Origin of the sequence: Arthrobacter sp. M4, assembly GCF_020251205.1 — a bacterium.
GTDB lineage: Bacteria > Actinomycetota > Actinomycetes > Actinomycetales > Micrococcaceae > Arthrobacter.
In genome coordinates this window covers 697,037-721,778 of sequence record NZ_JAIWYX010000001.1, presented here as the reverse complement: position 1 = coordinate 721,778, position 24,742 = coordinate 697,037, and the positions used below count along the sequence as shown (strand labels likewise).

The 24,742-nt window shown below is 63.1% G+C and carries 21 protein-coding genes; 11 read left to right on the top strand and 10 right to left on the bottom strand.

Annotated elements, in window-relative coordinates:
• Positions 1–274 precede the first annotated feature (274 nt).
• On the top strand, positions 275–1,732 hold the full coding sequence (locus LD110_RS03305; protein ID WP_225496318.1) for a cation:proton antiporter: 1,458 nt from the start codon (positions 275–277) through the stop codon (positions 1,730–1,732).
• A 249-nt stretch (positions 1,733–1,981) separates the two neighbouring features.
• Here the strand turns inward: LD110_RS03305 and LD110_RS03300 are convergent, their stop codons facing one another.
• From LD110_RS03300 to LD110_RS03270, 7 genes are all read right to left on the bottom strand, one after another.
• Positions 1,982–3,313 carry a DUF2254 domain-containing protein gene (locus tag LD110_RS03300; protein ID WP_225496316.1) on the bottom strand — a complete coding sequence of 444 codons (1,332 nt, stop codon included), beginning with the start codon at positions 3,311–3,313 and terminating at the stop codon, positions 1,982–1,984.
• Positions 3,314–4,823: 1,510 nt separating this feature from the next.
• Positions 4,824–5,147, bottom strand: coding sequence for a DUF1330 domain-containing protein (locus LD110_RS03295; protein ID WP_225496314.1), 324 nt, complete (start codon positions 5,145–5,147; stop codon positions 4,824–4,826).
• Between the two features lie 68 nt (positions 5,148–5,215).
• The gene (locus LD110_RS23825; RefSeq protein ID WP_308012403.1) at positions 5,216–5,893 is read right to left on the bottom strand and encodes an AMP-binding protein; all 678 of its coding nucleotides are present in this window, start codon (positions 5,891–5,893) and stop codon (positions 5,216–5,218) included.
• Positions 5,894–6,018: 125 nt separating this feature from the next.
• Positions 6,019–6,831, bottom strand: coding sequence for an ExeA family protein (locus LD110_RS03285; RefSeq protein WP_225496309.1), 813 nt, complete (start codon positions 6,829–6,831; stop codon positions 6,019–6,021).
• Positions 6,828–8,273 carry a DDE-type integrase/transposase/recombinase gene (locus LD110_RS03280; RefSeq protein WP_225496308.1) on the bottom strand — a complete coding sequence of 482 codons (1,446 nt, stop codon included), beginning with the start codon at positions 8,271–8,273 and terminating at the stop codon, positions 6,828–6,830. The genes LD110_RS03285 and LD110_RS03280 overlap by 4 nt, the downstream gene beginning before the upstream one ends.
• 49 nt (positions 8,274–8,322) lie before the next feature.
• On the bottom strand, positions 8,323–8,988 hold the full coding sequence (locus LD110_RS03275) for a hypothetical protein (RefSeq protein WP_225496307.1): 666 nt from the start codon (positions 8,986–8,988) through the stop codon (positions 8,323–8,325).
• A 163-nt stretch (positions 8,989–9,151) separates the two neighbouring features.
• The gene (locus tag LD110_RS03270) at positions 9,152–10,081 is read right to left on the bottom strand and encodes an AMP-binding protein (protein WP_225496306.1); all 930 of its coding nucleotides are present in this window, start codon (positions 10,079–10,081) and stop codon (positions 9,152–9,154) included.
• Positions 10,082–10,176: 95 nt separating this feature from the next.
• On the opposite strand from LD110_RS03270, the gene LD110_RS03265 reads away from it, so the two are divergent.
• The 6 genes from LD110_RS03265 (at position 10,177) to LD110_RS03240 (ending at position 15,795) form a co-directional block, all read left to right on the top strand.
• Positions 10,177–10,695, top strand: a complete 519-nt coding sequence (locus LD110_RS03265) for an SRPBCC domain-containing protein (RefSeq protein WP_225496305.1) — start codon at positions 10,177–10,179, stop codon at positions 10,693–10,695.
• Positions 10,696–10,838: 143 nt separating this feature from the next.
• A complete protein-coding gene (locus LD110_RS03260) occupies positions 10,839–12,215 on the top strand; it encodes an MFS transporter (RefSeq protein ID WP_225496304.1) in 1,377 nt (458 codons plus the stop codon).
• Positions 12,216–12,354: 139 nt separating this feature from the next.
• Positions 12,355–13,458: an ABC transporter substrate-binding protein gene (locus LD110_RS03255; RefSeq protein ID WP_225496303.1), complete on the top strand. Its 1,104-nt coding sequence runs from the start codon at positions 12,355–12,357 to the stop codon at positions 13,456–13,458.
• Positions 13,455–14,237 (top strand): enoyl-CoA hydratase/isomerase family protein, encoded by a 783-nt coding sequence (locus tag LD110_RS03250; protein ID WP_225496302.1) that lies wholly within the window; start codon positions 13,455–13,457, stop codon positions 14,235–14,237. The genes LD110_RS03255 and LD110_RS03250 overlap by 4 nt, the downstream gene beginning before the upstream one ends.
• A gap of 10 nt (positions 14,238–14,247) precedes the next feature.
• Positions 14,248–14,973, top strand: coding sequence for an alpha/beta hydrolase (locus LD110_RS03245; RefSeq protein ID WP_225496301.1), 726 nt, complete (start codon positions 14,248–14,250; stop codon positions 14,971–14,973).
• Between the two features lie 66 nt (positions 14,974–15,039).
• Complete coding sequence (locus tag LD110_RS03240) at positions 15,040–15,795, top strand: FadR/GntR family transcriptional regulator (protein ID WP_225496300.1); 756 nt, start codon at positions 15,040–15,042, stop codon at positions 15,793–15,795.
• Between the two features lie 866 nt (positions 15,796–16,661).
• Here LD110_RS03240 and LD110_RS03230 read toward each other — a convergent pair.
• Positions 16,662–17,333, bottom strand: coding sequence for a thermonuclease family protein (locus LD110_RS03230; RefSeq protein WP_225496298.1), 672 nt, complete (start codon positions 17,331–17,333; stop codon positions 16,662–16,664).
• Between the two features lie 10 nt (positions 17,334–17,343).
• Here LD110_RS03230 and LD110_RS03225 point away from each other — a divergent pair, with 10 nt between their 5' ends.
• Positions 17,344–17,676 carry a hypothetical protein gene (locus LD110_RS03225; RefSeq protein ID WP_225496296.1) on the top strand — a complete coding sequence of 111 codons (333 nt, stop codon included), beginning with the start codon at positions 17,344–17,346 and terminating at the stop codon, positions 17,674–17,676.
• Positions 17,677–18,549: 873 nt separating this feature from the next.
• On the opposite strand, the gene ilvD is transcribed toward LD110_RS03225, so the two are convergent.
• Complete coding sequence (gene ilvD, locus LD110_RS03220; RefSeq protein ID WP_225496294.1) at positions 18,550–20,409, bottom strand: dihydroxy-acid dehydratase; 1,860 nt, start codon at positions 20,407–20,409, stop codon at positions 18,550–18,552.
• A gap of 85 nt (positions 20,410–20,494) precedes the next feature.
• On the opposite strand from ilvD, the gene LD110_RS03215 reads away from it, so the two are divergent.
• From LD110_RS03215 to LD110_RS03205, 3 genes are all read left to right on the top strand, one after another.
• The gene (locus tag LD110_RS03215; RefSeq protein WP_225496292.1) at positions 20,495–21,340 is read left to right on the top strand and encodes a helix-turn-helix transcriptional regulator; all 846 of its coding nucleotides are present in this window, start codon (positions 20,495–20,497) and stop codon (positions 21,338–21,340) included.
• A 634-nt stretch (positions 21,341–21,974) separates the two neighbouring features.
• Positions 21,975–23,441 carry an FAD-dependent tricarballylate dehydrogenase TcuA gene (tcuA, locus tag LD110_RS03210; RefSeq protein ID WP_225496290.1) on the top strand — a complete coding sequence of 489 codons (1,467 nt, stop codon included), beginning with the start codon at positions 21,975–21,977 and terminating at the stop codon, positions 23,439–23,441.
• Positions 23,442–23,478: 37 nt separating this feature from the next.
• Positions 23,479–24,114: a GntR family transcriptional regulator gene (locus LD110_RS03205; RefSeq protein ID WP_225496288.1), complete on the top strand. Its 636-nt coding sequence runs from the start codon at positions 23,479–23,481 to the stop codon at positions 24,112–24,114.
• 272 nt (positions 24,115–24,386) lie between these two features.
• On the opposite strand, the gene LD110_RS03200 is transcribed toward LD110_RS03205, so the two are convergent.
• Positions 24,387–24,590: a hypothetical protein gene (locus LD110_RS03200; protein ID WP_225496286.1), complete on the bottom strand. Its 204-nt coding sequence runs from the start codon at positions 24,588–24,590 to the stop codon at positions 24,387–24,389.
• Between the last annotated feature and the right edge of the window lie 152 nt (positions 24,591–24,742).

The window sequence follows — 24,742 nt, the reverse complement described above, 5'->3', positions numbered from 1 at the left end:
GGACTTTGCTGACACGATCGCTTGATAGCGTCCAGTGAATGTAACCGACCCACTTGGGTTCAAAGCACAGTTGCCCCGGCAAAACATTCGCAGCCGGCAGGACCTTTACGGCCTTCGCCCATGCGACTTCCATTGGCGGGCGTAGCCCAGTTGGAATCCCCTCAACGGGCCCTGACATGACTTCAGCATAGGCCTGGTCATTCCGAAGGCCCCCGCCAGGCGGCCTTGTCCGGGTTCAGTTGCCGGTGCTCGTTTCCGGCGTAGGATTCAACTCGTGATCGACGTCCAGGCGTTTAGCATGGTCATGGTCTTGGTCGCAGCAGCTCTTCTTGCCGCCGTGCTGGCCCATCGTCTCAGCGCCCGGCTCCGGGTGCCGGCGCCGGCAGTGTTTCTCTTGGCTGCGGCCCTTGCCTCGGGTGTTGCCCCTGTGCTGGGAGAAATCCCGCTGACGGTGGATGAACGGATTGTCACCGTGGCTTTGGTGTTCATCCTCTTCGATGGTGGAATGCACATCGGCTGGCGCCGGTTCCGCCGCTCGGCCGTGGCCATTGCGTGGATCGGGGTCGCCGGGACCGCAGCCACGGCCGCCGCCCTGGCCCTGGCCGCACATGTGTTTTTTGGTTTCGGTTGGGGCGCGGCCCTGCTTATTGGCGCGGCCCTGTCCCCGACAGATCCCGCCGCGGTGTTCTCCATCCTGGGCGGGCGGGAAATCACCGGCCGGACCGGCACGATCCTGGAGGGTGAATCGGGGGCGAACGACCCTGTTGGCATCGCCCTGATGATCAGTCTGCTTGGCGCCACCGGGGGCGGGCTCGACGCTGTGGCCAGTGGTACGGCGGACTTCATGCTCCAAATGGCGATCGGGGCGCTCATTGGTTTCTTCGCCGGCCGTGGCTTATTGGCACTGATGCGCAAAGTTGTCCTGCCCAACGAAGCCCTACACTCGGTGGGAACGATGGCAGCCGTCGCGTTCATCTACGCCGCCACGACCTTGCTCCACGGTTCAGGGTTTTTGGCCGTGTTTTTGGCAGGAATCATCATCGGCGACCAACGAGCCCCTTACAAACGCGACATCGAACGCTTCAGCGCCGCCACCGCCAGCCTCGCCGAAATCGTTGCGTTCACAGTTCTCGGACTCACCGTCTCGCTCCGAGATGTCCTCCGATCCGGCGAGCTGGGGATCGGGCTGGCCCTCGCCGGCATGCTGATCCTCATCATCCGCCCCACCCTTGTCGGATTGCTCATAATACCCGTCCAGCTGCGCTGGGGCGAACGCGCATTCATCCTGCTCACCGGCCTCAAAGGAGCCGTCCCGATCCTGCTGGGCATGTTCATCCTCAGCGCCGGACCGGCCGATGCGTGGCGCATCTACTCCATTATTTTCATCGTCGTCCTGACCTCGGTCATCGTTCAAGGAACACTCGTGCCCTACCTCGCCGCCCCCCTGCACGTGCCGATGCGCCGCAGCGACCCGGAACCCTGGGGCATTGGCCTCCGGTTCACGGACGAACCCCGCGGTCTGCACCGGCACCTCGTTGAGCCAGGGTCACCCGCGGATGGCTCCACTATTGCCGATCTGGCCCTGGGCGAGTCGGGCTGGATTAGCCTGATCCGAAGAGATGGCCAACTGATCCAGGTCCGCGGCCATACCACACTGCGTGCCGGTGACGTCATCCTCGCCCTCTCGGATTCAGAAACCGGGCTCGCGCGACTCTTCCAACAACCCCGGTAAGTCCTGCAGGCGCTCCAACCAGAGCGAGAGGCGGACACCTGCCCCGCATTCGCGTCCATGGCGCTCTACTCACCCAAAAGCCACAGCCTCCCCGCCCAACCGGCCCGTCACTGTGGACAACCGGTGCTCGGCCATTCACAGAAAGAACCCGGCGGCGCCGGACCCCCTGGAGCCCTCGGGAGGCGCCGGGGCCGCGCATCGCGGCCGGGGCTCGCGCCGCCCTCGCGGCAAACTTATTCGGTGTCCTAGCTAGTTGGCGTCCGTTGTGCCGCCCGAGGCGTGGAAGGCCTTGAGCAGTGCCCCGCCTTCCGCGAGGAGGGGTTCGCGGTCGGCGGGCTGGGCCACGAGCCGGGTCACGTCGCTCAGGAGCGTCTCGACGTAGTGCCGCACGACGGCGCGGTGGGCTTCGTCACCGAACCATAAGAGATCCCCGCACACGCGTAGCAAGGCCCGGACGACGCGAGGCTCGTTCGCGCCGTACCGCCGCACTTGTCCGAGGGCCAGATCCACGAGATAGGCGAAATCGCGGGCCGGCACGTGCAGCCGGACGGTGCCCCGGGCGTCCGCCACGGCCTGTGGGCCGTGCTGCCGCAGTGCGAGGGCCGCGAGGATCGAGCCGAGATGGTCCACCGCTTGGTTCGCGGTGTAGGGGTCGTTGATGGCGGGCGAGAGCGCCTTGGACGCGATGTCGGCGAGTTGCCGGATTCCGAAGGCGACGTCCTGCTCAAGCGTCCGTTCGTAACCGATCCGCACGCTCTGTGAGAGGGCCCGGCGCAACTCAGCGCCGACGCCGGGGGCAAGGGGATGTTCGCTCTCACCGGTGTTCCCCCACACCCAAGCGAGCGGGGACCCGGCGATGACGTGCCGGCCGACCATGGGCACCATCCGGGCAGCGAGGTCCCGGCTCGCGAGCACCCCTACGAATGCCTCGACGTGGAAGGCCTGGACATATCCCGATTGCGGTACTAGCAACGCTGTGGCGCCGGGCGGCGGGTTTGGCATGCGAATACCGGGATCGCCCGGAACGAACGAGCGCTCGATCACCGTGAGTGTGGCTTTCTCGACGCCCTTCATGACTTGGTCCACCTGGATGGAATGGGCCAGATGGTGGGCGAAGAACACGAGCATGACCATGCTCACGAACAACAGCAGCAGCGCGCCGCTCACGGCGAGGCGCGGGTAGTCCTGGGTGCGCTGTCCGCCTGCGATACCGACGGTGTAGAGGCCCGCCGTGCTGTACGCGAACGTGGCCACGAAGGCGCTGAGCGTAACCTGGTTGGGGATGTCGCGCAGGAAGTTCCGCAGCAGCCGCGGGCTGAACTGCGTGGACGCGAGCTGCAGGGCCACGACGGTGAGCCCCAGCACGACGGCGATGACCGTGACCATCGTGCTGGCGATCCCGATGAGCAGGTTCCGAGCGTCGTCGGACGTCCCTTGGAACAGGAGGACAGCCAGGGGCGACGTTGCGTCGAACTGCACCGCGGAGAGTCCGGCCCCCGCGATAATCGCGAGCATGACGGCGCAGGTCGGCATCGCCCACAGGGCACTCGCCAAATACTCCCGAACGGCCTCACGCCTCACACGTGACACTCTCGGCCCATGGTCCTTGCGAGTCAAGTGCAACGTGCCAGGTTGTCGCCCAGTGGTGGCGCGTGGGGAACTCCCGCATCGGTAGGGGGACCAGGTCCGTTGCCGGCGGCCAGGGCTGCAACGGTCATCACCAATCAGACGCTTACGGTGGATACAGTGTGGACGAGCACGGGATCGCCCTGCTGGGTGCAGAACGCGCTGCGGGTCGGTTCCGGCATGAGGTTGACGATCGGGCCCGGCGTCGTCGTGAAGATGCACCGGCTGGCCTGAAATCAAATCCCTAAGGGCCTCTTACCCCGGACACAGAGCGACTGCCGCGCCCTCGAAATGGGGAGCGGCAGTCGCTATGTGGCGTTCAAAATCTGTCAGGAAGGGCGTGTGTACATTGCGCACAGTTTTGGCTTCGGATGGGGCCGTACATCGGCCGGATCGGCTCGGTTTGCTTATGTTCTCTGGAGTTCCCAGTGTTGGCGGGGCTGGAATGCGGTTCGAGTCCCACCTCGGGCACGTTTTCCCATGTCAGGGGCGCTTTTGGGTCTCTGACGGTGTACACACGTTGTCGGCGGTGGCTCAGATCGGTGTCCTCGCCGCATGTTATGTAGGTATGGCTGGCGGTGGCGGGCTCCTTCCTTTCCTGGCTACGCTGTCGGGTCTGCTTTTACTACTTCATTGCGCGCCGGGGCGGCTGCAACATGACATGTTTGGACCAGGGGAGCTGGGCCTGTGTCGGCTTGTTGGTTGTTCTGTTTTCATGCATGTTCATGGTGGTTGGTCTGGACAGTGCATGACTGTGGAAAAGAAACTTCCCGGAATTTCCGAGTTGGTAGCGTCGAACCTCTGTCGGACGACCTGATTCTCTGAATGAAGGTGCGCAGAAGACTTCGGTCATTTGCGCAGGGCCCAAGAATCCTCCATCGGCGATGGAGGATTTCTTGGGGTTGATCGTGGTCGGTGGGACAGGGTTTGGATACAGCGTAAGTCCTCGAAAAAGCGGCTGGTGGTCTAGAGGAGAAATCGTATGGTTTCCGAAGCCGGCTGCTGTCCTTTCATCCAAGCGGAGGGGTGGCCGATGGTGAGGGAGGGGCCGCCGGGAGGAAGGGAAACACATCCGGCTTCATACATCCCAGCCATACCCAGAAGATCTCGGGTAGGGCTTCGAGTTGGTGCCACGATTTCGGCAGTTCTTTAAGCCCAGATGGCAAGGTTCTCGTCCTTCATGCAGATGTAGCGGCGTTCGTCTGGGCCGTAAGGTTCGAGCCAAAAGCCACTGCCGTCGGGCATTACTTCTTCCACTCGTCCTGTGCGTGGGGAAGCGTTGTGGGAGCGTATTTCAACTATGTCGCCTGGGCTCGGCGTCCACGTTCTTGGCTGTGGGACGCGAGGCCTGCGGGCAGTCACGGAATGCATGGGTTTCCTCTCAGGCTGGCGCCGATGGGACGGCGCACGGGGGTGTGCGATTTCGTGAAGTGGAGTTCGTGGGCAGCGATACCGAGTCATTCGGCTAGTGGAAGCCACCCCATGAGTTTTTGCGGTTGTCGCCGCCGTCTATGATGACCAGTTCAGAGCCATTGCAGGCGGCTTGTCGGATGGCGGCTGCTTCTTGGTACTCCGGTGAGCTGTACATCGCCAATGCTTCCTTAAGGGAGGGAAAGCGGTGCAGGAAGTAGCGTTCGAATTTGAGGTCGCCTTCGAGTTCCACAAAGGTTTGACCACGCGACAGGGGTTCGAATCCGTAGCGTGGTTGAATCCGGGACACGATTTCGGCGTACTGGACCAACAGTGCTCCGTCGCGGGGGTTTGCTCGTCCCAACCAATATGCAGGCATGATTCTCCTAGGAGTAGGGGTTCTTGAGAGTTGACCCGGTGCCCGGGTCGGCCCGGGCACCGGTGGTGTCAGTGGACGTGTCGTTCCAGGCCTGCCCAGTACTGCTCGCGCAGTCGCTTCTTGTCGATTTTTCCGACCGCTGTCATGGGCAGCTGGTCTACGATTTCGATTGCTTTGGGGGCTTGATGAGCACCCTTGCGTCGCTTGACTGACTCGGTGAGGGTTGAGGTGTCAATTGTGCTGCCAGGGCGTGGGACGACGACGGCGGTTACGGCTTCGCCCCACTGGGCGCTGGGGATCCCGATCACCGCTACGGCCGCGACGTCGGGGTCCTCAGCGATGACGTCTTCGATCTCGCGGGAGTAGACGTTGAAACCGCCTGAAATGATCATGTCTTTCTTGCGTTCGACTATGTGGAAGTACCCGCGTTCGTCTTTCAGGGCAAGGTCTCCGGTGTGAAGCCAGCCGGACCTGAGTGCTTCTTCTGTCTGTTGGGTAAGGCCTTGATAGCCGCTCATGATTCCGCGGCCGCGCACGCAAATTTCCCCGACGGCACCTGCTGCTACGGGCTGATCTTCTTCATCGAGGAGTTCCACTCTGGCGCCCAGGACCGGGCGGCCGCAGGAGCCCAGCAGATCCGGGTCGCCGATTGGGTCGTGTTCGTCCTTACGCAGGACGGTGGCCCAGGAGACGCACTCTGTCTGGCCATAGGCCTGCAGCAGCACTGGTGTTAGGCGTCGCGTTATTTGACGGTGGCGGCGTCAGTTTTTGTGACGACGGGGCGGGCATGGAAACGCCCCGCGGGTGGTTTCCTGCGGGGCGTTCGTCGTCGTCGTGACGTGGTGGTGGTCATCGGTGACGGGGGTTTTTCTTACTCGCTGTTCTCGGTGATTGCGGACTGGGCCGCGGAGACGTCCACGATGGCCTTGTTGCTGGCGTAGGTCGCGATCAGGGCGGAAACGGCGAGGTTGTTCACCGCCCGCGGGTAGCCGCGTGATGCCTGGTGGATTTCGGTGATGGCGTCGTCGGAGAACAGGGTGTCGGATCTGCCGGCGAATTTGAGGTGGTGGCGGATGTAGTCCGCGGTCTCGGCCAGGTCCATTCCGGTGATCGCGAACCTGGTGGAGATCCGTTGGTCCAGTGCGGCCAGGACGGCGAGTTTGAGCCGTCGGCGCAGGGTGGGCTGGCCGACGAGCAGCAGCGCGAAGTGCGAGCCGGTGTCCATCCCGGTGTTGGTCAGCATCCTCAGGGATTCCAGCTCGGTGTTGCCGAGCAGGTGCGCCTCGTCGATCACGACCACGGGCAGGCGGGCGCGTTCGTCCAGTTCCCCGGCGAGCAGGGACGCGGTCTGGTGGGCCAGGACCCCGGAGTAAAACGCCGGGGACCCGCCCAGGGCGGTCACGATCGCCGTGTGGATCCCGCGCATGCCGATCGTGGGGTCCGCGATGTAGACGACCTGGTGGCGGGAGGCTTCCAGCTGGGCCAGGGCTGCCCTGACGGCGACGGTCTTGCCGGCGCCGACTTCGCCGGTGACCACGCCCATCTGGCGTTGGGCAACGCACCATTGGATGCGGGCGACTGCCTCGCGGTGTCCGGGGTGCGGGTGCAGGGCCTGGACCGGGATTGAGCGGCCGAAGGGCATGGTTGTGAAGCCGTAGTGGGATTGCAGGTTTGAGATGCTCATCGGGGTCCTCCATTGGTTCCGGTCGCGCCGGCGCCGGCGGCCATTTTCTCGAAGCTGATCGGGGCGCCCGTCATCGCGGTTTTGTGGCGGGTTTCGACCAGGCGCAGGTAATCGATACCCGACGCGGCGTTCTTCGCCCCCTTGTCGGCGTCTTTGGCGGCGTTGGCGGCTTTGGGGTGGACGTGGCGGTGGATCTGAAGCAGGACGGCTTCGCCGGCGGGGACGCCGCCGGCGGCGGTCACGGCGACCGGGCCGGTGAGATCAAACGGGTCATAGATGAGTTCGATACGGGCCCCGGCCAGGGACGGGTCGACCTGGTAGGTGTTGCCCTGCAGGGACACGGTCCCGGTTTTGGTGACTTTGCGGGCCGCGGACCAGCGGAACGCTTCGGCGATCACGTCCGGGTCCTTCCGGTCCGGGCGCCGGTTCTCCCAGCCTGCATCCCAGCGGGCCAACGGCGTCATACCCGTGGTGGAATGCACGGTGCGGTGGTAGACCATCTGCACCCAGGAGGTGAACAAGGCGTTGAGCTCCTGAAGCGAGGTGACCGCGGTCCCGGCAGGATCCTCCCCGGTGCCCGGAACGATCGTCTGAACCGGGGCGTCGAGCACGGTGACTTCGGAGAGGAACTGGGAGGTCACCGTGTTGAAAAAACGCTCGATCTTGCCTCTGCCCTGGGGCCTGTAAGGCCTGGAATGGATCAGCTTGATGCCCAGCCGCGCGCAGATCCTGGCCAGTGACGAATCGACAAAAGCGCTGCCGTTGTCGACATATGCCGCGTCGGGGATCCCGTGGGTCTGCAGGGCCGGGCGCAACGCGGCCGAGAGCCTCACGGCGTCTTCGGCGAACGCCCAGCGGGCCGCGGTCACCAGACGTGAATAATCATCCAGGAACGCGAAAAGGTAGGTTTTCCGGCCCCCGATCCGGGGCCCGTGGAGCCCGTCACCGACCCAGATCTCGTTCGGGCGCCCAGCTTCGAACCGGCCCGTGGCGGCCGGGGCGGTCCCGGTGGGGATGTCGAGGGTGCGGAAGTGGCGCAGCAGTGTCGACTCAGACGGGGCATCGCCGAGGGTCTCGGCCATGATCCGGCGCACCTGGGCCGCGGTGCGCTGCGGGCGCTCCAGCTTCAGCGTCGCGGCCAGCGACAACACGGTCGCCGGAGTGGCCGGGCCCGCGGCCCTTTCCCGCGGCTTGAGCCCGTCGAACCCGTCACGATGCCAGGCACTTATCCACCTGTCCAGGGTCTCGCGCGAGTAGCGCACGGGTTGGCCGTCCGGGCCTGTATGCTCGGCGCCCGCCAGGGCCCGGACGATCGGTCCGCGCTGGCGGCCAGTCAGGGTTTTGTCCGCGGCGCCGCGGATTAATTGGTAGCGGAACAGGGCGATCTTCTCCGCCCGGTCCTTACGGGCCAGGGGCCCGCGCTGCGGTTTGGCGTCTGTCATGGGGAAGCAGTCCTTTCAAAAGGCTCACGAAGGGATGGCCCCGGCGGGTTCAGCCGGTGCTTCCTTCACCCTTGCCGCCCCGGACTTCCGGGGTAAGAGCCAATTCGTGTTGCACCCCTCCATGCCACCGTCCGGTGCTGAAGAAGAACGGACCGGCCGCTGCAAGACCAGCGCCGTGCCACGGCAGCGCGGCGACGGCGAACCGTTCCGCGAGTACGGACGCGTAGGCTGTGACCGCGCCAAGCGCCCGCCCGGCCGGCGTCAGTTCCGGGGCCGGCCAAAGTCCGGCCCCGTCAGCCCCGTCACGGTGGGCAAGGGCCGTGAACACTTCAGCGATCGAGACGGCGGAAGCGGCAAATGCGCGCAGCCAGCCGCGCACCGTGGACGCGGGACGGCCCAGCCAGGCCGCGATCTTCCGGTGCCCGTGGCCCGCGGCGGTTTTGGCTTCAACGGCGGCGGCAATCACCGCAGCCGCATCGGCCCGCCGCGCAGCCAGCCCGGCTTCAAGCAGCACATGGGTGGCAGCGCATCCGGCGCAGCGTCCGCGGCGCGGACGATGGCGGACCAGGAACCGCCCGGGCCCGGTTCCGTGGCGGATCAGCCGTTCGCGCGCCCAGCCCCAGGGACGCAGCCTGCCCCTGCATTCCGGGCACTCAAGGCGTCCGCCGGCCAGATCGGACTCGACAGAGACAGCGTCGTGATTTACCGTGAGCATCGGCGCGCCCTTTACGCGTCAGAGCGGCCCGGCGTGGACCTTCGAAACCTCACGCCGGGCCGTTCGTTGTATCCGGTCATCGTCAGCCTGACGCCGCCGACGGCACTAAATCAAGACATCACGCGAAAAACCTGCATCGTCACCGGCAAAGACGCCGTCACCGTCAAATACTGCGACGCGCAACAACTGGTCCGAGAGCCTCGTGAGCCTCAGCAATCCGGGACGGGGACATGGGAGAGGCACCATACATCAGGGTTTCGAGTGAGCTGACGTCGTATTTGCTGGCCAGGCCTGAGTCGAGCAGCTTGTAGAGCATGGTGGGAACGCAGAAGCTCCAGTTCACGCGTTCGTCCTGGACTGTGCGAAGCCACTGCTCGGGATCAAAGCCTTGGTGCACAACGATCGTGCCTCCCCGCAGCAGGGTCGGTACGATCGGGAGCACGCCGGCGTGTGAAAGCGGTGCAACTGCTAGATATCGAGGGCTGCTCGGCAAGTCGAGTGCCGCTGTCACCGACACGACAGCCTGAGACATCGCCCGGTCTGGGAGCTTCACCCCTTTGGGGCGGCCCGTTGTTCCCCCCGTATAGGCAATCCAAGGAACGTGCTCGGGTCCGAAGTCGTACCGCACGAGCTGGGTAGGCGGAGCCGACTCGGAAAGGTGGATCAAATCGGGCGCGAGGTCGGACTGCCCCAGCACAAATGTGTGCCTGACGGCGGCCGACTTGGCCATGATTTCTCCGCCAACGGAGGCATGGGCGGGATCGACAATGAGGACATTCACCCCTCCGTCATCACATACGTAGGCGTGGTCTTCTGCCGAACCCAGGGGATGGAGTCCGCTGTAGTGCAGCCCCAGCAGGGTAGCTGCGGCCTGAACCATCCACACCTCAGGCATGTTGGCACTGAGAACACCAATGCCGTCGCCGGGAGCCACGCCGTGGTCAGAGAGTACGCGCATGAACCGGCCTATCCGGTCACGGACCATGTCGTAGGAGAGTCGGCGGTCTCCCGCCACGAACGCGGTTCTGGTCGGATACCGCGTGAGAGCTTCAATCAGCAGATCGCTGTAGTTGACGTCTGTCAGAGACGACATCTTTTTCACCTCTTCTTTGAAGTTAAGCGTGACATAGAGCACACACTTAATGGTAACTTGGTAAGACCAACCATCCAAGCACGAAGGAGTGCCTGATGACTTCAACCGCAGATTCCGTCTTGGTCTCACCCAAGGGGGAGACCGCCTTGGTGATCTCGCGCGATTTGCAAGCCACACCCGAAATTGCGTGGGACGTTCACAACGAGCCCGAACACGTCAGGCAGTGGTGGGGGCTGGAAGGGCACGAGAACCACATCACTGAAGTTGATCTTCGACCGGGCGGTTCGTGGCGTTTCGGTCAGCGCGGCCCGGATGGAACGGAGGTGATTTTCGGTGGCGCTTACCGTGACCTCGATCGGCCGCGGATGTTCAGTTACACCAAGGACTGGCCGGCCGCTGATCCATCCTCGGAGAAGCTTGAGGAAAGTTTGATCACCATCTGGTTCGACGGACATGACCAGGGGACCACAGTCACCTTGGTTTGCGAATTTTCTTCGACAGCTCTACGCGACAGGGTCGCTGCAGGAGGCTTGGATCGGCTGCGCCAGTCGTATGACCGCATGGACAAAGTGCTCGAAACCCTCCGCTTCTCAGAGGTGACCGAAGTGGGCTGACGCCTGCTTGCTTTGCCCCAACCCAGCGCAAATCGCCACATGTCTGCAGATTCTCTCCTGGGGACAACGGGCGATGAACGGACGGCCCCTGGGCCGCCGGACTCCTCATTCCAAATTTCCTTGAATAACGGCACGGAGACACAATGCAATCTCAACCCGATGCTTCACCAGCATCAATCGGAATACTCTCCCGCACAGGTCCTGAGATCATGGCTCGGCTGGAAGGCCTGCCCTTCACGCGGCTCCACAAACGCTTCATCACGATCATTGGCTTGGCCTACTTGTTCGACGCGGCCGATGTTGCCCTCCTGACCTTCGTCCTGGCCCCCATCAGCGCGGAGTTCCACATCGACAAGCTCCAAGCCGGCACCATCGCCAGCATCGCGTTTGTCGGTATGGCCATTGGTTCGATCTGCTCAGGATGGCTATGCGACCGTTTCGGTCGACGGCCCGTTTTCACTTACAGCATGTTGCTCTGGGGCGCCGCCAGCCTCTTTACGGCATTTACGTGGGACTACGGCTCTTTGCTGACCGCCCGGTTCTTTACAGGAATCGGAATGGGAGCAGAACTACCGTGCGCCATGGCCCTTGCATCGGAGTTCTTGACCAAGAAACGGCGCGGGACCTTCCTCGGCTCCGCCCAGGTGCTTGTCATTATGTCGTTCCTTATCTCCGGTGGCATCACGCTGCTCGTGGGCTGGCGGACAGCATTCATCATCATGTTCGTGCTCTCCATGTTCTCGTTCGTCGTACGACGAGGTGTCCCGGAATCCATCCGGTGGCAAGTCACCCATGGACGTCTTGAAGATGCTCAAAAGACCCTCGCCCGCTTCGAAGCGGCCGCCCCTCCAGGCTCCATTACTCCCGTCACGCCTCCGCCACCCGTGGAGGGCTCCACCGTTCCTGCGTCGCGTGGACCGCTGCGTGACCTGTTCGCCGGCGGTCAAGGCAAGCGAACAGTGACGGCCTGGATGATGTGGTTCTTCCAGCTCATGGCCCAGTACGGAATCACCATCTGGATTGCCAAACTGCTTTTCGACAACGGAGCCAGCATCGCTGCCTCGATCGGCACAACAATGCTGATGCAGGTATGGGGCATCCCCGGTGCCCTGACATCCTCGTTCCTTCTGGAGCGGCTGGGCCGGCGTCCTATCTATGTAGCCGCCGCCATCTGTACCGCCGCTGCGGCATTTTGGTATGGAAATGCACCCTCGCCCGCCGTAGCCATTGTCGCTGGCTCGGTACTGCAGTTCTTCCTCTCCGCCATGACTTCGGCACTCAACGCCTACACGCCGGAACTGTTCTCCAATTCTTGCCGTGCAACCGGGATCGGAACGGCAACGGCCTGCGGACGGGTCAGTTCCGTGGTCGGTCCACTTGTCGTGCCCGCGATCCTGCTCACCTGGGGGTACGCAGCCACGTTTGTTGTCCTGGGTCTGTGCTTCCTCGCAGCAGCTACGGCCGTCCTTGCCCTGGGGCGCGAAACACGCGGTAAGAGCCTGGAAGAGGCAGTCCAATAACACCTCACCTGACGCGCGTTGCGGAGGCACAACGAGCCGTGTCTCCGCAAACCGCGGCACAGTTCGATCAAGGTACGACCAAGGTTTCCGGAGCCTTGAGCTCCGATCCCAAGATGAATCACGAAAAGGATGGCACCAAATGCCAGTTGTCATAGGTCAAGTAGCATCGTTGACCGGCAACAACCCGGGCGGCACTGAGAATCGCTTGGGAGCAGAACTCGCCGTTGCCGAGATCAACGCGGGCCAAGGACTGCTGGGGCAGGACGCTGAACTCCTTGTGGCCGACGATGAAACACTGCCAGCACAAGCCATCAGGGCTTATAACGAATTGGTCGGGCAGAAAGTCTGCGCCGTTGTGGGGACATCCTTCTCCAACGCGAGCCTCGCCATCATCCCGGAAGCTGAAAAAGCTGCGGTCCCGTACATCTCAACCGGCGCAGCAGACAGCCAGGTCGAGCCCGTCCGTGCCTACGGTTTCATGACTCCCCCGACCGCAGCGGCAGTCGCCGAGCAAATGCTTCGATACTTCCGGGCCTACGGGTTGACAAGGCTGGCCCTCGTTTACGACGACAACAGCATGTTCGCCAAATCCGGGTTGGAGAAGCAGACACGGCTCGCAGAGGACTACGGCGTAGAGTTCGTGCACCTCGACAAGTTCCATGTGGACACCACCGACTTCGGTTCACTGTGGGCCGGGGTGACTCACGCCGGAGTCGACGGAATCATGGCCTGGGCGACAGGACCACCGGCTGTCGAACTAGTCCGGCAGCGGCCTGGCGGACTTCCCTTCGCGATGAGTCACGGGAACTCCAATCAGCGCTTCCTGGACGCCGCCGGAGAAGCCGCCGATGGCATCATCGCTGCAGCCAACCTCGGGCTCGTAGCAGACGAGCTGCCTGCCTCCGATGTCGCGGAGGCCGCTACATCCTTCGCCCAGACATTCAAGGCGCGCCACGGCCGATTCCCATCCTCATATGCAAGCGACGGGTACGCGGCAGTGAAGCTCATTGCAGCGGCGGTGGTAAAAGCCGGCAGTGATGATCCGAAACTCGTCCGGGATGCCCTTGAGGAGGTTGACGTCGTCACTCCCCAAGGCCGATACCGTTACTCGGCCACCAACCACTACGGCCTGAACGCTGATCAGGTAGCCGTCACGGTCATTCGAGACGGCAGATTCTTCCTAACAGGCTGGTCCAGCAAGGAGCTGGCGCAAGAAGCAAATCACCACGGGAGGTCGTCATGAACAACAGGCAGGTTGTCCTGACCCATGTGCAGGGACCAGTCGGATGGATACGCCTGAATCGGCCGGAAGCGCTCAATGCACTCAACGCCGAACTGGTACCACAACTGGATGAGGCACTTACCCGCTTTGAGACGGATTCGAGTGTCCGGGTCATCGTCATCACCGGAACGGGGCGCGCGTTCTGCGCCGGCGGCGACTTGAACTCCTTCGATCCCTCAGCCGAAGACACCGTACAGGTATTCCTTGAACGCGCGGCCGAAACCCTTGAACACATACCCCGGATCGACAAACCAGTCATCGCAGCCCTCAACGGGGTTACTGCTGCTGGCGGCTTGGAAATAGCAATGGCATGTGACCTCGTTGTTGCAGCACGCAGCGTCCGGATCGGCGACGCCCACGCAAACTTCGGGTTACTCCCAGGTGCTGGAGGAGCGGTGCGCCTTGCCCGGGCTGTGGGGCCAGCCCGCGCGAAATACCTGTCCTTCACCGGCCAACTGTTCCCCGCTGACTTCTTCCTCTCCTGGGGCCTGGTCAACGAAGTCGTCGATGACGACCAGCTGGATAAGCGCGTCCAGGAACTGGCCGAGACGATAGCGGCCAAGAGCCCGATAGTCCTCGCCGGAGCAAAACAGCTCATCGATGAAAGCTTCGACCAATCCCTTGAAGCCGGGCTCAAGGCCGAACGCGACGCGATGTACGCCCACATGCAAACCGAGGACATGCGCGAAGGTCTCGCAGCTTTCGTCGAAAAACGCACCCCCAACTACACCGGACAATGAGGACCACGAAATGACAATTTACGTACTAGTGCACGGCGCCTGGCAATTCGGCGAAAGCTGGGACCAGGTGCGCGCAGAACTTGAAGCGCTCGGACACGAAGTCCACACGCCCACCGCAGCGGGACTCCGCCCGGGTGATCCGGCCGATATCAGCACCGACGACGCCTGTAAACCCTTCATCGACTACATCCTCGAAAAGGACCTCGACGATTTCGTCCTCGTCGGCCACAGCTGGGGCGGCGTTCTGATTGCCAAGATCGCAGAAGCGCTGGCTTACCGGATACGACGAATAGTCTTCCAAGGCGCCTTCGTGCTCCTGGACGGACAAACGGTCCTCGAGAACATCCCACCATTCTTCCCGCCTGCCCTGCAGGCAAACGCCGAAGAGCGAGGCGACGGAAGGGTGATGCTGCCGTTCGAAGTATGGCGCGACGGCTTCATGAACGATGCCCCTTTCGACCTCGCAAAGGACGTCTACGACGGGCTGCGACCCCATCCCTTCCGAACCTTCGCCGAACCGGTCGATCTGGAAAAGTTCTTCGACCTGCCGATCCCGAAGAGCTATCTGCACGCTACCGAAGACAACTGCCTGCTGCAGGGCGAATGGGGGTGGCACCCGAGGATGTCGAACCGGTTGGGATACTTCCGCTTGGTCCAAATGCCAGGAGGCCACGAAGTCATGTACACCGCACCGAAGTTGCTGGCATCAAAAATTGAAGAGGCAGGCCGAGACTAGGAATAGTCAGTTGGTATGACCAGCTAAGCTTGGAGGTGAACACCAGACGGCGGAAGGGACCCCCGGATGACGCAAGTCGCAGACGACGATGGCAACGTCGAGCTATTCGCTCCGGTTGGAAAGCAAAGGCTGTTCGAGAGCGTCTTGAGCCAATTGGAAACCCTCATTTACGAGGGACAGCTCAACGCGGGGGACCGTCTGCCTAGCGAACGCGCACTGAGTGAAATGCTTCAAGTCAGCAGGCCATCCGTCCGCGAAGCACTTCGAGTTCTTGACGCCATGGACATCATCACCGTAAAAACCGGTGTAGGGTCCGCCGGTGGTACCAAAATCAGCGACAAGCTGGGCCCCATGATCTCGAGGCTGATGCGCCTTTACATGGCCTTGGGGCACTTTGACCTGGACAATGTCTTGGAAACCCGTCGTCTGCTCGAGGAAGAAGCCGTCCGTGTCGCTGCGACAAAACGCACGGACGAACAACTTACCGGGATGGATAAGCTGCTGGCGCAGATGGACGACCTTGTGGAGGACCGCGAGAGGTATCTGGCGCTCGACGGAAAATTCCACGTGGCCGTCGCACTGGCCAGCAGCAATCCCCTGCTGGCACACCTCATGGGGTCCATGCGGGACGCCGTAACGGAAAACCTCGTGAAAGCACACGTCGAAGAGAACGACTGGCAGACACTCGCGCGCAAGGCTCAACAGAACCACCGAAAACTGGTCGAGGCCCTGCGAGCAGGGGATGGAGACGCTGCTGCCCAATGCGTCGGCCAGCACGTCGACTTCTATGATGAGGCCCGTCTCAAATCCAAAGGCACATAGATCTCGACGGCGAAACCGCAGCCTGGGGGAAAGGACAGCGTTCCAGTACGAAAGGAACGGAATCGCTACGCGGACGGTCGCGCCTCTACGAGCTAGCGCGACGGCAGCTTTTGGCCGTCGCGACGCAGCCCCCCGGTGTCGAGACATGGCGGTAAGGGTTTGGCGGGTGATGCCGAGTTCGGTGCGGAGGGGGCCAATTGTGGCTTCCGGTTTGCCCATGGAGGCCTTAGCGAGTTGGACCTTGGCCGAGGTTACTTTGTAGTGGCGGCTATCTTGCATCCCCGGGCACGGGAGGCGAGGCCGGCGAGGGTGCATTCTGAGATAAGTTCCCGGAAGAAGCGACGGAGGAGCGCAGAGCGAAGACTTTGATAAGGTGCCACCGCGGGAGCGCCAGGGTTGGGCGGAAGGCCCGCCCAGCGATGATGGAGCTATAAGAACGACAAGCAGCGTTGATGAGTCTCATTCGTCATTTGTGTACCGGCCTGGCGGGACATCTTGTCCGTTGCAAAGCTGTCTCGCTTCCGTGCAGCACGGCAGTCGCTTTGATGGGACAGGGAAATTGGGCAAAAAAAGAAGTGTGTACTTTGTACACACCTTTCGCTTCGGACTGGGTCCTATATCGGTCGGTTTGGCTCGGATTGCTTATGTTTTCCGGAGTTCCCAGTGTTGGCGGGGCTGGAATGCGGTTCGAGTCGCACCTCGGGCACGCGTTTTCCCTCAGACTCCCCGTTCATTGCGGGCGGTGGGGCTGACTGCATGATTAATCGGTTGGCGCGCCTGTCCAGAATCGATTTGGGCACCACCCGGATCCTTTGTCGAAGCAGCGCGGGTGGTCGACGTCACCGCCGGCAATGGGGCGGTGGTGGTCAGTTGGTGTTGCCTGCGCAGGTGGTTGGGCTCCAGAGCCCTCGCTGGGCTGTGCGGGCTGCTTGTTCGGCGTCGCGGAAGGCGTCCTGGTATTTGTAGGGAGCGGCGTAGGTGTATTCGTGGGCGTAGCCCTCGTTGACCAGTCTTTGATTGACGAGTTCGGTGTCGTTGAGCCAGACGTAGGCTAGGGTGCGGCCGTAGCGGTCACGCCGGGCTTGGCTGGGGTCGTATTCCAACCAGACCTGGGTGCCGTCCAGGAGTTCGTGGGCGCGGCGGGATGCCTCTTGTCCGAAGCATTGGACGGGTTTGCGTGGATCGGTGACCTCCGGAGAGTCGATGCCGATGAGCCGCACGGGCGTGGATTTGCCGTTGATGGTGACCAGGATGGTGTCCCCATCGGTGACTGAGGTCACGCGGAAGGGGCCTTCCGCACTTGACGGGCGGGAGACATTCGTCCCGTTCTCGTGAGCTGTGTTTGGTGCCGGGGCGGTCCCGGTTTCGGTGCATCCGGCAAGCAGGAGCACGGAGAGAAGGGCTGCAAACGGGGCGCGCCAGGCGCTCATGCGGTTCGTCAGTGCCTGTCGGCAGCACAGCCGAGACGGGATGACCTGCTGGGCGTGCCGGCGCAGGTAATCCTCCGGCGAGGCTTTTGGCGCGGAGTTTGCGACCATCTGCCGGAACTTGTCGCAACTCGCGGGCGGCTTGCTCCGGCTTCCAGCAGGTGAATCGGCGACACCGGCGCGGCTGCACAGCCTGGAGATCTCAGAGGCCCTGGCATGGGGAGTCAATGAAGCGGGGTTTCAGTCTTGGCAGTCGGGCCAGATATCGAATCCACCGTCGTGGACGCGGTTCCCGGATGTCCAGGTCTTAGCAGCGGTCGACGACGTCCACCACCCCGTGGACGGGGAGCTGATTCCGCTGGAAACGCGAACCTCGGTGCCTTCGCAGGAAGGGCCGACAATGGGCCGGGAAGCTGCTATCCGCTTCATCTCAGCCAGCCACGCCGATCAGTGACGCGAGGGCGGATGCGTTGTCCAAAGCTGCTGCCTGATTCATGGCTCCTCCAGCTCCCGGGTTCTCTCGTTGCCTGCCGCGTCAGCGGCCCAACTCCTATGGCTTGTTGCTGGGTTAAAGCATGCCGCTCCTGGATCAAGGACTGCCGTGGTTTTCCAGAGCCTTGGTGCAGTTTTTGGGCAGGAAAAGGCAAGCACCCGGGGACGGTCTGTCGGTGTGAGATTGATGGTGAGCGTTTCCATGTCGGTGATTCCTCGTATCGTGGTGGACCTGTGGGCGTTGGTTTCGGCCCGTCATTCGGATAGAGGATCCACCGCTGGGCTGAGGGCGTGGAGTGCAACTTGGGGGACCGGGGCCAATCCAAAAGTTTGCGAGGAAGGAAGTGACGAAGGAGCGCCGAGCAACAGTTTTGGATTTGTTCCGGCCCGGCAGCGCCCTGGTTGCGCGGAGGGCCCACCCAGCCATCATGGAGCGAACGGAATGACAAAAGCGCTGATTCTGCTGGTTCATGGCTGTGTTCGAAGCAGCGCAGCATGACATTCGGACCGGTTGACGGAGACCGCCACCGTTGCCGGACATGAAGCACAACGACAAGACAGGACGGCGTATCAGGGAATCCCGATGGCTGAGGTTGGCAGAAACTGCCTACGTCGAGATCCAGGTTCAAATCTTGTGTTTTACAGCCGGTACTCTGGGCCAGTGATCGGTGGTTATATTTCGTCGATGGAGCGGCCTGCCCGGGAAGCGGGCAGAGACCAGCTCGGCAGTTTAAACAACCCTTGCCTGCCGCGCTTTGGGTAGGCAAGGGGTTGCGATGATCCCTTGTCTCTCACGAGCGTTCTGGATCAGCGGGATTTTTAGGGTAGGAAGTCGTTAATTCGCCAGGAGCGAGATGTCGCGGACGGCGCCCTTGTCCGCGGACAGGGCCATGGCGGCGTACGCGCGGAGCGCAGCGGAGACCTGGCGGTCGCGGTCCTTGGGCTTGTAACCGCCGTTGACCAGGAGTTTCTCACGGCGTTCGGCGAGGATCTCGTCGGAGACCTCCAGCTGGAGGGATCGCTGGCTGATGTTGATGCTGATGATGTCGCTATCTTCCACCAAGGCGATGGTGCCGCCGGAGGCGGCTTCCGGGGAGATGTGCCCAATCGACAGGCCGGAGGTACCGCCGGAGAAGCGGCCGTCCGTGATGAGGGCGCACTTTTTGCCCAGGCCGCGGCCCTTGAGGAACGACGTCGGGTAGAGCATTTCCTGCATGCCCGGACCACCCCGGGGGCCTTCGTAGCGGATGACCACTACGTCGCCTTCCTTGATGGTCTTGTTCAGGATCTTTTCCACGGCTTCGTCCTGGGATTCGCAGACAACGGCCGGGCCGGAGAAGGTCCAGATGGACTCGTCCACGCCTGCGGTCTTCACTACGGCGCCGTCGATGGCCACGTTGCCGCGCAGTACGGCCAGGCCGCCGTCCTTGGAGTAGGCGTGCTCCACGGAGCGGATGCAGCCGCCCTCGGCGTCGGTGTCCAGGGAGGTCCACTCGTTCGACTGTGAGAACGCGGTGGAGGAGCGGACGCCGCCGGGGGCCGCGCGCCACAGGGCCTTCGCTTCCTCGGTGGCCTTGCCGCCGCGGATGTCCCAGTCATCCAGCCAGCCGTCCAGGTCCGAGGAATGGACGGAGTGAATGTCCTTGTGCAGGAGGCCGCCGCGGTTCAGCTCGCCGAGCAGGGCGGGGATGCCGCCGGCGCGGTGCACGTCTTCCATGTAGTAGGTCTTGTCCTTGGCGACGTTCGGGGCCACCTTGGCCAGGCAGGGCACCTGGCGGGACTTGGCGTCCATGTCACCCAGGCCATAGTCCACGCCTGCCTCCTGGGCCGCGGCCAGCAGGTGCAGGATGGTGTTGGTGGAGCCGCCCATGGAGATGTCCAGGGCCATGGCGTTGTCGAAGGCCTTGGCGGTGGCGATGGAGCGGGGCAGCACGGAGTCGTCGTCGCCGTCGTAATAGCGCTTCACCAGTTCGACGACGGTGGCGCCGGCCTTCTCGTACAGCGCCTTGCGCGCGGTGTGGGTCGCGAGGATGGAGCCGTTGCCCGGCAGGGAGAGGCCGATGGCCTCGGTGAGGCAGTTCATGGAGTTGGCGGTAAACATGCCGGAGCAGGAACCGCAGGTGGGGCAGGCATTCTCTTCGATGAGGTTGATGTCAGCCTCGGAGATGGACTCGTCGACGGCGTCGGCGATGGCGTTCACGAGGTCCAGAGACCGGACGGAGCCGTCGGTCAGGGTTACGCGGCCGGCCTCCATCGGGCCGCCGGAGACGAACACGGTGGGGATGTTCAGGCGCAGCGCGGCCATCAGCATGCCGGGGGTGATCTTGTCGCAGTTGGAGATGCAGACCAGGGCATCGGCGCAGTGCGCGTTGACCATGTACTCGACGGAGTCGGCGATCAGGTCGCGGGACGGCAGCGAGTAGAGCATGCCGGAATGGCCCATGGCGATGCCGTCGTCGACGGCGATGGTGTTGAACTCGCGCGGCACGGCACCGGCGGCGAGGATCGCGTCGGAGACGATCCGGCCCACGGGGGCGAGGTGGGTGTGGCCGGGGACGAATTCGGTGAAGGAGTTGGCCACGGCGATGATCGGCTTACCGATGTCCGAGTTGGCGACGCCTGAGGCGCGCAGCAGTGCGCGGGCGCCGGCCATGTTGCGGCCGTGGGTGACTGTTTTAGAGCGTAGTGCAGGCATGAATACCATCCTGCTGTGGCCGGGGCACGGGAGGAAGACGGTCCTGCTACTAGTAGTGTGAGTACCAGAGTAATAGTATTTTCTGGTGCAGAATTCAGGGCGCCGCAGAGAACTGGGCCTCTTCCTCCGGGCCCGCAGGGACCAGGCCCTCCGCGCCGATTACGGCTTGCCGGCCATAGCGCGAAAGCGGGAACGGGGCCTTCGCCGGGAGGAGGTGGCGTTCCTGTCCGGGGTGAGCGTCACTTGGTACACGTGGCTGGAGCAGGGCCGCGACATCAGCCCATCCCGCCAGGTGCTGGAAGCTGTGAGCAGGGCACTGCACCTGTCAGATACCGGCCTGGATTACGTCCTGTCGCTTGGGGGCTACGCGTCCGCCGGGCCCGGTACCACCGCCGCTGCCACCGTGCCCGCCCATGTCCAGCGCCTGCTGGATGCCCTCGACCCGAACCCGTCATTCGCACTGTTCCCCGACTGGGGCGTCGCCGGCTGGAACAACGGCTACGCGGCGCTGTATCCGAACATCGCCACGGTACCCACTGCCGACCGCAACCTGCTATGGCTGGTGTTCACCGACCCCTACGTTCGGGACCTGTTGCCAGACTGGGAGATGACGAGTAAGAGGTTCCTTGCGGAGTTCCGCGCCGAGACCGGGCAGCGGCTGGGGGATGTGGACGTCAAGAACCTGGTGGAGCGGCTGAAGAAAGCCAGCCCGGAATTCCGGGAAGCGTGGGACAGGTACGACATTCTGGGCTTCGAGTCACGTGAGCGGCTGTTCCACCACCCTGCCGTGGGGGTCCTGCAGCTGGAGCACCACCAGCTTTCGCCCTCGGACCGGCCCGACCTGCACCTCGTTGTCTACACCCCGGCTCCGGGGAGTGACGCCGCCGCCCAAATGCAGTCAATCATGGCCGATGCTCCCCGGGCTTCCTGACGGCGGCTTGTTCAGCCTAGGCAAAGGGGGAGGTCAGTGGCACTAAGGGGTGTGGACTCCGTGCATCATAGCTTCGCCGGGTGGGACGTCGAGGAGCGTCTTGTAGCCGTCCATGCGGTGGTACATGCGCCGTCCCCCGTTCGCCGGGACCCGGATCAGTTCGGCCGTCGCGGGTGACAGCGTCGACGGTTCCCTCCACCGGTGCAGACTCCTGGTCCGGCCGGATGAGGACGACGCTGTCGCCGTCGACGAGTTCCCGCCAGTCAGCGACGGCCGGGCGGCGGTACCCCTGGAATGTCTGCCGGGGGGAGTGACGTGTATGTTGTGTCAGCGGGATGGCCCATGGATGATTCAACTTTCGTGTGTCTGGGAGCGGAAATGGCGGCGAAACCGATCTGGTTCCGCCGCCATTGCATTTCAGCCGGTAATTATCCTCATGCGGCCGACGTGCAGGGGTCTTGGAATACCACTTGGATTTCGTCGCTGAGCGTGCGCCGTTCCTTGCGGTTCAGCCTGGGCCGCCTTCCCGGCGTACCGCCGCCTCTTTCACACCTTTATTGCACGCCCCGATGCAGGCTTGCATGCCAAAGCATATCTATGTATACAATCGTGTACAGCGATGGAGCTGAGGAGAATGATGATGATCAAAAGCGATGTCTTGATAGTTGGAGGCGGCAACGCGGGATTTGCGGCGGCTCTTTCCGCCGCTGAACGCGGACGCAAAGTTATCCTGCTTGAAAAGTCCGAGGAGGCCTCTTCGGGCGGCAACAGCTTCTACACCGCCGGCGCCACCCGTATCTCCCACAATGGGCTTGAGGAGCTCACCGATTTTGTAGAACCTGATGAGCGGCACGCCGTCAGTGAAGTCCCCGCCTACAGCGCCGACGAATACCTGGCTGATCTCTGCAAGGTCTCTGAAGGGCGGAATGACCCCGAACTGTCTGGTGTTCTGGTCAGCGAGAGCAACCCGACGGTGCGCTGGCTTCAGGGCATGGGACTCAAATACCGCTTGATGTACGAGCGGCAGGCATACCGGACCGAGGACGGAGGCTATCTGTTCTGGGGAGGACTCCACGTGGGCAACGTCGGCGGCGGCAAGGGGCTCATGGCCGACCACCGGGCGGCCGCGAAGCGCCTGGGTGTGGAAGTTATCTATGACTGCGCGGCAATCGGACTGATCCTGGAGGACAGCCGAGTATGCGGAGTCCGCTACCGCACCTCCTCGGAAGAGGGCGAATTCCGGGCCGAATCAGTGATTCTGGCGTCCGGGGGCTTCGAAGCCTCACCTGAGCTCCGACGTCGATACTTGGGTGAGGGCTGGCAGAACGCGAAGGTGCGCGGCACCCCTGGCAACACGGGTGAGATGATCCTTGCTGCCTTGGACGCCGGGGCGGCTAGGGGCGGCGACTGGTCCAGCTGCCACAGCGTGGCCTGGGACGCGTGGCATCCGGAGAACGAGAGCAACCTGGAGCTCACCAACCAGCTGACCCGCGGCGGTTACCCGCTCGGGATCGTGGTGAACAACGAGGGCAAGCGGTTTGGCGACGAAGGTGCCGACTACCGTAACTACACCTACGCGCGGTATGGCCGGGACATCCTTGCCCAGCCGGAATCGGCTGCCTTCCAGATTTTCGACGCCTCCTCCCGCCCCATGTTGCGGAGCGAGGAATACGACATGCCCGGGGTTTCGGTGGTCACTGCGCCAACCCTGGCCGAACTGGCCCAGAAAGCATGCATAAGTGTCGAGGGCCTCAAGGACACTGTCCGGAGCTTCAACGAGTCGATCAGCGGGGGTGCGCCCTTCGACCCCAACGTCAAGGATGGCCGTCGGGCGGATACGGAACCTCCTAAAAGTAACTGGGCCCGCAGCATCTCCACGGGCCCGTTCTACGCCTTCCCCGTTACCTGTGGCATCACCTTCACCTTCGGAGGCCTGAAGACTGATACCTGGGGCCGGGTGCTTACCGAAGGCGCGGAGCCGCTTGAAGGGCTCTACGCCTGCGGGGAAGCGTTGGGCGGATTGTTCAGCGGAAATTACCCCGGTGGCTCCGGGCTCGCAGCAGGAGCTGTCTTCGGACGACGGGCCGGCTCCATCGCCTGAGCCCAACCTGCTGAACCCACACGGAAAGAGGAAGAAATTGGCCACCCCCATCCATCAGCGACTTCGCGAAGACGTTCTGGCGAGCGTCTTCGCCCCTAACGAGCCGCTCACGGAGGCTAAGCTCACCGCGCGTTATGGCGCTTCGAGAACCCCAGTGCGGGAAGCCCTCCAGCGGCTGGAACAGGACGGGCTCGTCGAAAGGCGTGGCAAAGCGGTGGTGGTCCGCACGCATTCGGCTGAGGAAATCATCGATATCTACGAGTCGAGAATCATCCTCGAACAGGCCGCCGCTTCCAAAGCCGCCGTCAAGGCAACGGCTCTGGACAAGTGGTCGCTGAACGCGCTGCTGCTGAAAATGCGCGAACTGGACATCGACGACGGGCGAGCGCTTGCGGACGCAAACCGTACTTTCCACACGCAGCTCTGGCACGCCACTCACAGCCCATCGCTTATCGGCCTGCTGGAGCGTCTGGACCAGCAGGTCCGCCGGTACACCCTCACGACGTTGACCTACCCCGGCAGGTGGCCAGTGGTGCTGGCGGACTACACCGAACTGCTTGCTGCCATTGAGGAGGGCAACCCGGAGCTGGCGGGCCAGGTCGCCGCGCGCCATATGTCAGAGGCCCTGGCCATCAGGTTGAAGATGTACGCCGAGGACCCCAGGACGCTCTAGGCCGTAGCCAGGACCCGGGGACGTTCCCAACCGAGCCCGCCGGCCGATGTTCCTGCATACTCCATCGCAACAGGTAACCCGAAAGTCGGGCGCAGGACATCGGTCGGCGCAAGATATGGGCCAGGCTCAAAAGGAACCCGGCCCACCTCGCATTTCAAATTCTTGGCAGTTGCCGGAAGTCACATCCAATATGTCAAAGATGCCCCGACTCTGGAGGCAAACCGCAAGCCCTTTAGCGTTCCAGTCCTGCCTACCTGCAACAGTCAAGGCAGCTACAGTGCAGCGCCGCGACCTTTCTGGGCACGCCTAGGCAGACTTACGACGTTCTGCTGAAGGTGTTCGCAGCCTGGGCCGAACGCCTCAAAGACCTTCTGGCCGAGGCGGGCCTGCACCGCCGTGATGCCGAAGAGTTCGCCTGGATGCTCATCGTCACCACGGGAGGGAGCCGTCGTGCTCGCACGGGCGCAGCGGAGCATGAGGCCACTCGACCTGGCGCGGGACCAGTTGCAGCGGCTTGGGCGGACCTTCGCCGGCCAGTAGAAGCGATCTATGGACACCCTGCCGGGGAAACCTACAAAAAAGATCGGGCTGATCGCGACCGAGCCCGAGACTGATGAAGCGATTCTCA

What these genes read in the sequence shown, in the direction of transcription:
- LD110_RS03240 (WP_225496300.1), top strand. Translation starts at nt 15,040, where the DNA reads ATGACGCAAGTCGCAGACGACGATGGCAACGTCGAGCTATTCGCTCCG.
- LD110_RS03270 (WP_225496306.1), bottom strand. Translation starts at nt 10,081, where the DNA reads ATGTCGTCTCTGACAGACGTCAACTACAGCGATCTGCTGATTGAAGCT.
- LD110_RS03200 (WP_225496286.1), bottom strand. Translation starts at nt 24,590, where the DNA reads ATGCTCCGCTGCGCCCGTGCGAGCACGACGGCTCCCTCCCGTGGTGAC.
- tcuA (WP_225496290.1), top strand. Translation starts at nt 21,975, where the DNA reads ATGATGATGATCAAAAGCGATGTCTTGATAGTTGGAGGCGGCAACGCG.
- ilvD (WP_225496294.1), bottom strand. Translation starts at nt 20,409, where the DNA reads ATGCCTGCACTACGCTCTAAAACAGTCACCCACGGCCGCAACATGGCC.
- LD110_RS03260 (WP_225496304.1), top strand. Translation starts at nt 10,839, where the DNA reads ATGCAATCTCAACCCGATGCTTCACCAGCATCAATCGGAATACTCTCC.
- LD110_RS03255 (WP_225496303.1), top strand. Translation starts at nt 12,355, where the DNA reads ATGCCAGTTGTCATAGGTCAAGTAGCATCGTTGACCGGCAACAACCCG.
- LD110_RS03280 (WP_225496308.1), bottom strand. Translation starts at nt 8,273, where the DNA reads ATGACAGACGCCAAACCGCAGCGCGGGCCCCTGGCCCGTAAGGACCGG.
- LD110_RS03275 (WP_225496307.1), bottom strand. Translation starts at nt 8,988, where the DNA reads ATGCTCACGGTAAATCACGACGCTGTCTCTGTCGAGTCCGATCTGGCC.
- LD110_RS03245 (WP_225496301.1), top strand. Translation starts at nt 14,248, where the DNA reads ATGACAATTTACGTACTAGTGCACGGCGCCTGGCAATTCGGCGAAAGC.
- LD110_RS03230 (WP_225496298.1), bottom strand. Translation starts at nt 17,333, where the DNA reads ATGGTCGCAAACTCCGCGCCAAAAGCCTCGCCGGAGGATTACCTGCGC.
- LD110_RS03265 (WP_225496305.1), top strand. Translation starts at nt 10,177, where the DNA reads ATGACTTCAACCGCAGATTCCGTCTTGGTCTCACCCAAGGGGGAGACC.
- LD110_RS03250 (WP_225496302.1), top strand. Translation starts at nt 13,455, where the DNA reads ATGAACAACAGGCAGGTTGTCCTGACCCATGTGCAGGGACCAGTCGGA.
- LD110_RS03285 (WP_225496309.1), bottom strand. Translation starts at nt 6,831, where the DNA reads ATGAGCATCTCAAACCTGCAATCCCACTACGGCTTCACAACCATGCCC.
- LD110_RS03295 (WP_225496314.1), bottom strand. Translation starts at nt 5,147, where the DNA reads ATGCCTGCATATTGGTTGGGACGAGCAAACCCCCGCGACGGAGCACTG.